The organism is Streptomyces sp. NPDC051738, assembly GCF_044453205.1.
GTDB lineage: Bacteria > Actinomycetota > Actinomycetes > Streptomycetales > Streptomycetaceae > Streptomyces.
On sequence record NZ_JBITCM010000029.1, the window covers coordinates 100,898 to 109,200 of the forward strand.

At 69.2% G+C, this 8,303-nt stretch carries 5 protein-coding genes; 2 read left to right on the forward strand and 3 right to left on the reverse strand.

What is annotated here, in order from left to right; translation table 11 throughout:
- Window position 1: 1 nt before the first annotated feature.
- Entirely contained in the window at window positions 2-2,368 is a 2,367-nt protein-coding gene (locus ACIA8X_RS42705) for a TIM-barrel domain-containing protein (protein ID WP_393461402.1), read from the reverse strand.
- 212 nt (window positions 2,369-2,580) lie between these two features.
- On the opposite strand from ACIA8X_RS42705, the gene ACIA8X_RS42710 reads away from it, so the two are divergent.
- Both ACIA8X_RS42710 and ACIA8X_RS42715 read left to right on the forward strand, forming a co-directional pair.
- Window positions 2,581-4,548 (forward strand): acetoacetate--CoA ligase, encoded by a 1,968-nt coding sequence (locus ACIA8X_RS42710; protein WP_393461400.1) that lies wholly within the window; start codon window positions 2,581-2,583, stop codon window positions 4,546-4,548.
- 179 nt (window positions 4,549-4,727) lie between these two features.
- Window positions 4,728-5,621: a hypothetical protein gene (locus ACIA8X_RS42715; protein WP_393461398.1), complete on the forward strand. Its 894-nt coding sequence runs from the start codon at window positions 4,728-4,730 to the stop codon at window positions 5,619-5,621.
- A gap of 68 nt (window positions 5,622-5,689) precedes the next feature.
- Here ACIA8X_RS42715 and ptsP read toward each other — a convergent pair whose 3' ends face one another.
- Together ptsP and ACIA8X_RS42725 are read right to left on the reverse strand one after the other, a co-directional pair.
- Window positions 5,690-7,360 carry a phosphoenolpyruvate--protein phosphotransferase gene (ptsP, locus tag ACIA8X_RS42720; protein ID WP_393461396.1) on the reverse strand — a complete coding sequence of 557 codons (1,671 nt, stop codon included), beginning with the start codon at window positions 7,358-7,360 and terminating at the stop codon, window positions 5,690-5,692.
- 83 nt (window positions 7,361-7,443) lie between these two features.
- Window positions 7,444-7,893 (reverse strand): PTS glucose transporter subunit IIA, encoded by a 450-nt coding sequence (locus tag ACIA8X_RS42725; protein ID WP_031486169.1) that lies wholly within the window; start codon window positions 7,891-7,893, stop codon window positions 7,444-7,446.
- Window positions 7,894-8,303: the final 410 nt, after the last annotated feature.

The window sequence follows — 8,303 nt, forward strand, 5'->3', positions numbered from 1 at the left end:
CTCACCGCTCGTCGAGCCCTCGTATACGTACCGGACGAGGCGACGCGATCATGCCGTCCTCATGCTCCAGCTCCACGACCAGCTTCTCGCCCTCCCAGCGGGTGAGGTAGCGCTCGATCTCCGGTTCGTCCCAGCCATCACCCGCGTCCGGCACCACCAGCCCGCCCCCGGTACGCCCCCGGGCGGGCGCCCACACCTCCAGCTCCAGCCCGCCGTCGTCCCCGCGTACCGGGACGACGGCACCCGCGCGCGCGAGCACCGGGATCCGGGACAGGGGCGCGTCGACGAGAATCTGCCCCGGCCCTTCGTACGCCCGCCCCGTCGCCGTGTCGTACCAGCGCCCTCGCGGCAGCTGCACGGCACGCCGGTCAACACCCGGACCCAGCATGGGCGCCACCAGCAGACAGTCGCCCAGCAGAAACGCATCCTCGCAGTCGCGCAGCGCGCGCTCCTCGGGCCCCGACCACCACAGAGGACGTACGTACGGCGCCCCCGTGCGCCGGGCCAGATGGGCCAGCGTCACGAAGTACGGCAGCAGCCTCCGCCGCTCGACGAGCGCCACGCGCGCGTGCTCCAGCACCTCGGGACCGAACTCCCAAGGTTCCCTGCGTCCCGCCCGCAGACTCGCATGCGTACGGAACAGCGGCAGATACGCGGCCAACTGGAACCACCGCAGATACAGCTCCGGCGAAGGACTCCCGTCGAACCCGCCCACGTCCGGCCCCGAGTAAGGCACCCCGCACAGTCCCAGGCCCATGACCAGTGACAGCGACGCCCGCAGTCCGGGCCAGCCCGTGGCCACATCGCCGGACCAGGTCCCCCCGTAGCGCTGCAGGCCGGCCCATCCGGACCGCGAGAAGACGAAGGGCCGCTCCTCGGGAGCCAGGGTGCGCAGCCCCTCGTAGCCCGCCCTGGCCATGCACAGGCCGTAGACGTTGTGCGCCTCCTGGTGGTCCCCGTCGCGCCCGTCCAGGGAGTGCCGGGCCGAACGCGGCAGGGTCGACTCCCCGAAGGCGGCGAAGGACGTCGGCTCGTTCATGTCATGCCAGAAACCCGAGAAACCCTGCGCCAGCCGCTCCGCATACAGGCTCCCCCACCACTGCCGCACGCGCGCGTGCGTGAAGTCCGGAAAGACCGCCTCCCCGGGCCACACCACGCCCCGCACAAGCCTCCCTGAGGCGCCCCTGACAAACGCGTCCTCGGCCGTCCCACTGTCGTACACGGCATTGCCCGAGGCGGCCTTGACGGCAGGGTCGATGATCGACACCAGTCGGATCCCGTCCCGCCGCAAGTCCTCGGCGAGCTGCGGCAGTTTGGGGAAGCCCTCCTGGTCGACCGTGAACACCTGGTGCTCGTCATAGTGGTCGATGTCCAGATGGACCGCGTCCAGCGGCAGATCCCGCTCCTGGTAGCCCGAAACGATCCGCCGCACCTCCTGCTCGCTGCCGAAGCCCCACCGCGCGTGATGGTGGCCCAGAGCCCAAGCCGGCGGCAGCGCGGCCGCACCCGTGAGGGAGGCCCAGACGAGCAGCACGCGCGCGGGAGTGCCCACGATCACCCAGCAGCGCAGCGGCCCCCCATCCATGCGCAGCTCGCTGTTCCCCGCCCGGTCATGCCCGGAGCCCGCGCCCTCCTCACCCTCCCGCAGCGTCACCGTGCCGTCCCACGAAGTGTCGTGGAACACCAGATGTGTGGCCGCGTCGGCCACCACCAACTGCACCGGCATGGTGATGTACAGCGGGTCGTCGCCAGGACCGAACGCACGGCCGGGGTCGGTGTTCCACAGCCGGTAGGTCCCGTCCTTCAGCCGCGGGCCCGACGCCCGGCCTCCCAGCCCGAAGAACCGCGCGTCCGCGGCCACCTCCGACCGCTGCATCCAGCGCGCCGACCCACCGTCGACCGGCTCCCACCAACGCGGCGGCAGGTCACGGCGCAGTGTCACACCACCCGGCGTCTGCACCTCCACAGCGCCGTGCCGCGAGATGACGACCGTCACCCGCTCGGCCACGACACGCCAGCCACCGTCCTTGTCGGGCTCCAGCACAGCCCGCGGATCCGGTTCCGGACAGCGGCCCGCGAGCGCGTACGACGGCTCGGGAGTGGCCCCGTCCCACCCCCAGAAGACAGCCCCGTTCACGGTGACGACCACGCGCAGCTCGGACCGGCTGAACCGGATGACGCCACCGCCCGGACCGGGCCGCACCTCCTGCACGGGCCCGGGCACCCGAGCGCGCTCGGCGCCCCGGGGCGGCAGCCCCTCGGCGTCGGCGCGCTTCCTGCGCCACGCCGCTCGTACGGTACGCAACCCCTGGGCCGCTCCCACCGAACCGACCGCCTTCATCGAACGCACCAGGTCACGACCGTCCATGCTGCTCAGCCTGCCATTGACCGCCCCACACGTGCGTGTCGTTCAACTGCCGTTCACCCGTGCCGGGACCACATCTTCACGACACGGACTATGTGGGGCGCACCCTGGTGCAGAAGTCGATCACATGGCATCGTCCGTGTCATCCGCGTCGCGCGCACACCCCAGCCGTGCGCGGAAGACGCACACGACGCGCACAGTCCGGGAGCCGCCCCATGTCGACCGTGAATCCCCAGCCGCTCTGGCAGCCAGATCCGCAGCGCATCTCACGGGCTCAGGTCACCAAGTTCCAGGCCTGGGCGGCAGAAAACCACGGCGCTCCCGCAGGGGGCGGCTACGCGGCCCTGCACCGCTGGTCGGTCGACGAACTGGACACCTTCTGGAAAGCCGTCACCGAGTGGTTCGACGTACGCTTCTCCACCCCCTACGCGCGCGTGCTGGCCGATCGCTCGATGCCCGGCACCCGATGGTTCCCCGGCGCCACCGTGAACTACGCCGAACACGCCCTGCGCGCCGCCGCGACCCGCGCCGACGAGCCCGCTCTCCTCTACGTCGACGAATCCCACGAACCCCGCCCCGTGACCTGGTCCGAGCTGCGCCGTCAGGTCGGCTCCCTCGCCGCCGAGCTGCGCGCCCTTGGCGTACGCCCCGGAGACCGCGTCAGCGGCTACCTCCCGAACATCCCGCAAGCCGTCGTCGCTCTCCTCGCCACGGCCGCCGTAGGCGGCGTCTGGACCTCCTGCGCCCCCGACTTCGGTGCCCGCAGCGTCCTGGACCGCTTCCAGCAGATCGAGCCGGTCGTGCTGTTCACCGTCGACGGCTACCGCTACGGCGGCAAGGAGCACGACCGCCGCGACATCGTCGCCGAACTCCGCAGCGAACTGCCCACATTGCGCGCCGTGGTGCACATCCCGGTCCTCGGCACCGAGGCCCCCGAGGGCTCGCTGGAGTGGTCCGCCCTCACAGCCGCCGACCAGGAACCGGTCTTCGAGCCCGTTCCCTTCGACCACCCCCTCTGGGTGCTCTACTCCTCCGGCACTACCGGCCTCCCCAAGGCCATCGTCCAGTCCCAGGGCGGCATCCTCGTCGAGCACCTCAAACAGCTCGGCCTCCACTGCGACCTGGGCCCCGAGGACCGTTTCTTCTGGTACACCTCGACGGGCTGGATGATGTGGAACTTCCTTGTCTCCGGCCTCCTCACCGGCACCACGATCGTCCTTTACGACGGCAGCCCCGGCTATCCCGACACAGGCGCCCAGTGGCGCGTCGCCGAACGCACGGAAGCCACCCTCTACGGCACCTCGGCCGCGTACGTCATGGCCTGTCGCAAAGCCGACGTACGCCCAGGCCGCGACTTCGACCTCTCCAAGGTGCAGTGCGTCGCCACCACCGGATCACCGCTGCCACCCGACGGATTCCGCTGGCTGCACGACGAAGTCCGCGACGACCTGTGGATCGCCTCCGTCAGCGGCGGCACGGACGTGTGCTCCTGCTTCGCCGGAGCCGTGCCCACGCTGCCTGTGTACATCGGCGAACTCCAGGCCCCCAGCCTGGGCACCGACCTGCAGTCCTGGGACCCCAGCGGCCAACCCCTCATCGACGAGGTGGGCGAGCTCGTGGTCACCAACCCCATGCCGTCCATGCCGATCTACTTCTGGAACGACCCCGACGGCAGCCGGTACCACGACAGCTACTTCGACACCTATCCCGGCGTTTGGCGCCACGGCGACTGGATCACCGTGACCTCACGCGGCTCCGTCGTCATCCACGGCCGCTCCGACTCGACCCTCAACCGCCAGGGCGTCCGCATGGGATCGGCCGACATCTACGAAGCCGTGGAGCGCCTCCCTGAGATCAAGGAATCCCTGGTCATCGGCATCGAACAGCCCGACGGCGGCTACTGGATGCCCTTGTTCGTGCACCTGGTACCCGGAGCGGTGCTCGACGAGGCCCTCCTGAACCGCATCAAGCAGACCATCCGCGAACAGTTGTCTCCACGTCACGTCCCCGACGAGATCATCGAGGTGCCCGGCGTCCCCCACACCCTCACTGGCAAGCGCATCGAGGTCCCAGTCAAACGCCTCCTCCAGGGCACACCCCTTGAGAGGGCGGTCAATCCGGGCTCCATCGACAACCTCGACCTCCTGCACTTCTACGAGGAACTCGCCCGCAAGCGCGCCTGACCGAGACGCCCCGGCCTCGGACGTGAACTACGGCGACATCCGAGGCCGGCCACCGCGCCACCAGTCTCCGACCTGCACGAATGCCCCTGCTTGGGTCCGAGACCCCCTTACCCCGACGTCGTTGTCAGTGCCCCCGGTTACTGTGAGTGAGAATTGATCGACTGCACGCAGGGGGAAAGATGGCGCACACCGACCACCAGACGATGCAACGCGTCCTGCGCCGCGAAATCGCCGGCACGATCGGCCTGCTGACCGACGAGCACGATTTCTGTGCCATGCGGCGCTACCGCAGCTTCACCTTCGACGACCACAAGATCTATCTGGAACAGGTGGAAGCCCTCCTCAGGACACGGGCCTCCCAAGGCAGCCACACGACGATCGCTCTCTTCGATCCGCAGGAGTACGCCGAGTTCTGCGCGGCAAGGGGCTTGGACCCCGACATCGCGTCAAGCCGCACACGCTTCACCGCCGAACTCGCGACCACCGGACCCACCATCTGCTACGAAGGCCAGCCGCTGACAGACCTCGTCCCGGCCCTCGTCGACGAAGCCGTCCGACAAGCCACCTGGGAATACGCGGCCACACTCCTGGCACGCCTCGGCACCTGCGCCACCTGTGGCGAGGACATCGGCCGCGCTGCCTTCACCCGCGCCTCCAACCTCCTGGTCCGCATCCTGGACACGGCCCAGCCGGGCAGCCGACACCTCGTCTGCAGCGTCACGGGAACACCGGAAACACTCGTCTCCGTCCTGCACGTCGACGAGGACGCCCAGGGCGCCACCAACCTCGACGAAGCCGAACTACTGGAGTTCACCACGGTTCTCGCCCTCGGCCTCGCGACCCGGAGCCCCGGCGGACTCGTCATGCGGACCACCGCTCCCGGCACATCGGACCGCATCTACGGATGGCGCCTGCGTGGAGACGGCCTGGAACCCCTGACCGCCGGCGAGGTCTTCGACGCCTACTGCACCGACATCGAATCGGGAGACCTCATCGCCCCGGAATCGGGGGTCGACTACTGCCCGCCTCCGGATCTCGGCGACGAGGAGGCACCTCCGGCCCACGACCACTAGCGCAAAGGAGCGCCCCACCCGCAGGTGGAGCGCCCCACACGACCTGGCCCGTAGCCGTCTCGCGGCGGCTACTCGCCGGACAGCACCGCCTGAGCCGCGTTGCGCGCCTCTTCGGCGCTGTCCGCCGCACGCGCCGCCGCAGCGGCACGCTCGCACTGCGCCAGCGTGTACTTCGCCAGCGTCGCCCGGACGTAGGGAATCGACGCCGACCCCATGGACAGGGAGGTGACACCCAGACCGGTCAGTACACATGCCAGCAGCGGGTCGGACGCCGCCTCGCCGCAGACACCGCAACTCTTGCCCTCGGCCTTCGCTGCCTCGGCGGACAGCGCGACCAGGTCGAGCAGCGCGGGCTGCCACGGATCCTGCAGACGGGACACCGCACCCACCTGACGGTCCGCGGCGAAGGTGTACTGCGCGAGGTCGTTCGTCCCCAGCGACAGGAACTCGACCTCCTGGAGAATCGAGCGCGCCCGCAGCGCGGCCGACGGAATCTCCACCATCGCACCGAACTTCGCCTGCAGCCCAGCCGCACGACACGCGTCCGCGAACGCCTTTGCGTCGGTCCGGTCCGCCACCATCGGGGCCATGACCTCAAGGTAGACGGGCAGCCCCTCCGCAGCCTTCGCGAGTGCCGTCAGCTGGGTGCGCAGCACCTCGGGGTGGTCCAGCAGCGTCCGCAGGCCGCGCACACCCAGGGCCGGGTTCGGCTCATCGGCCGGCGTCAGGAAGTCAAGCGGCTTGTCCGCACCCGCGTCCAGAACGCGTACGACGACACGGCCCTCGGGAAAGGCCTCAAGCACCTGCCGGTAAGCCTCGACCTGCTTGTCCTCCGACGGCGCCTGCTTGCTGTCGTCGAGGAAGAGGAACTCTGTGCGGAACAGACCGACACCCTCAGCGCCCGCCTCGACAGCTGCCGGAACGTCGGACGGCCCGCCGACGTTGGCCAGCAGCGGCACCTTGTGACCGTCGGCGGTGGCACCCGGCCCCGTCGACGCAGCGAGAGCGGCCTTACGTGCGGCGGCGGCAGCCTCCAGCTCGGCTTTCTTCTCGTCGCTCGGGTTCACGAAGATGTCACCGGTGCTCCCGTCCACAGCGATGAGCGTGCCCTCGGCAAGCTCACCGGCACCGGGCAGCGCGACCACGGCCGGCACACCGAGCGCCCTCGCCAGAATCGCGCTGTGGCTGGTCGGCCCACCCTCCTCCGTGACGAAGCCGAGAACCAGGGCCGGATCCAGCAGCGCCGTGTCTGCCGGAGCGAGGTCGCGAGCCACAAGGACATAGGGCTCGTCACTGTCCGGGACACCCGGCATGGGGACCCCGAGCAAACGAGCGACGATACGATTCCGCACGTCATCAAGGTCGGCCACGCGGCCGGCCAGATACTCACCGGCACCCGCCAGCAGCTCGCGGTACGCGGCGAAGGCGTCGTACACAGCGCGCTCGGCCGTGCTGCCGACGGCAATCCGCCGGTCCACGTCCGCCATCAGCTCGGGGTCCTGGGCCATCATGGCCTGCGCCTCGAGCACCGCCTGGGCTTCGCCCCCTGCCAGATTGCCGCGCGCCATCAGGTCGGCTGCAACAGCCTCCACGGCCTTGCGGGCGCGCCCCTGCTCACGCTCCGCTTCCTCGGCCGGAATCTGCTTGGCAGGCGGCTCGAGGACCGCCGTTCCCATGTGCCGAACCTCGCCGATCGCCACACCGTGGCTCACACCGACGCCTCGCAGCGTTGTCTCCATCTCACCCGTCTCCGATAAGTGCGGCGGGTCCCGCCGCCGCGGTGGTTGTCGTCCCTACTTGCCGTCATGCGACGGCGCCGACGTCACTTCCAGACGAAGAGACTGTCGCCGGCCTTCACATCGCCGTCGTCCCGCAGATCGGAGAGGGCCTCAGCCGTGGCTTCGAGGGCCACGATCGGGCACACCGGGGACTTACCGGCTTCCTCGACCGCTACCGGGTTCCAGCGCACGATGCCCTGGCCACGCGTCACGGTGTCGCCCTTGTTCACGAGCAGCTCGAAGCCTTCGCCATTGAGTTGCACCGTGTCGATCCCAAGATGAGTGAGCACACCGTGACCCTGCTCGTCGACGACGACGAAGGCGTGCGGATGGAGAGAGACGATGACTCCGTCCACAGGCGACACGGCCTCGGAGGGCTCGCGCACGGGGTCGATCGCAGTGCCCGGGCCGACCATGGCCCCGGAGAAGACAGGATCCGGTACGGATGCCAGGCCGACGGCGCGTCCTGCCAGTGGGGACGTCACGGTGGTCATGGGAAGCCTCCCAGGGGTGGAGAACGGAATGGGCCGTCGCTGTCCGTGCCGGACGGCACACCGTTCAGCAGCGTATGTCACATGAAGTGCCGGTTCCGCTTCGGAGTCGCGGAGTGGTCTAGACCATACCTCAAATCGATTTGCACCCGCTCCGCAGCCGCGTGTACAGTCGTACTCCTGCTTGGGGCTGAGCGACGCAACCTGGCGTCCTTGCCCGGCAGCACCCAACTTGTCAGATCCTATCTCGGGGTCACCTTCTGCATGTCTGCAGGTCGGTGGTCAGAGGGCCGGAAAAACACTGATAGAGTTGGAAACACCGAAGGGAAGCGCCCGGAGGAAAGCCCGAGAGGGTGAGTACAAAGGAAGCGTCCGTTCCTTGAGAACTCAACAGCGTGCCAAAAATCAACGCC

Excerpts from the sequence above, each read along its gene's own strand:
- ACIA8X_RS42705 (WP_393461402.1), bottom strand. The coding sequence starts at position 2,368 with ATGGACGGTCGTGACCTGGTGCGTTCGATGAAGGCGGTCGGTTCGGTG.
- ACIA8X_RS42710 (WP_393461400.1), top strand. The coding sequence starts at position 2,581 with ATGTCGACCGTGAATCCCCAGCCGCTCTGGCAGCCAGATCCGCAGCGC.
- ACIA8X_RS42715 (WP_393461398.1), top strand. The coding sequence starts at position 4,728 with ATGGCGCACACCGACCACCAGACGATGCAACGCGTCCTGCGCCGCGAA.
- ptsP (WP_393461396.1), bottom strand. The coding sequence starts at position 7,360 with ATGGAGACAACGCTGCGAGGCGTCGGTGTGAGCCACGGTGTGGCGATC.
- ACIA8X_RS42725 (WP_031486169.1), bottom strand. The coding sequence starts at position 7,893 with ATGACCACCGTGACGTCCCCACTGGCAGGACGCGCCGTCGGCCTGGCA.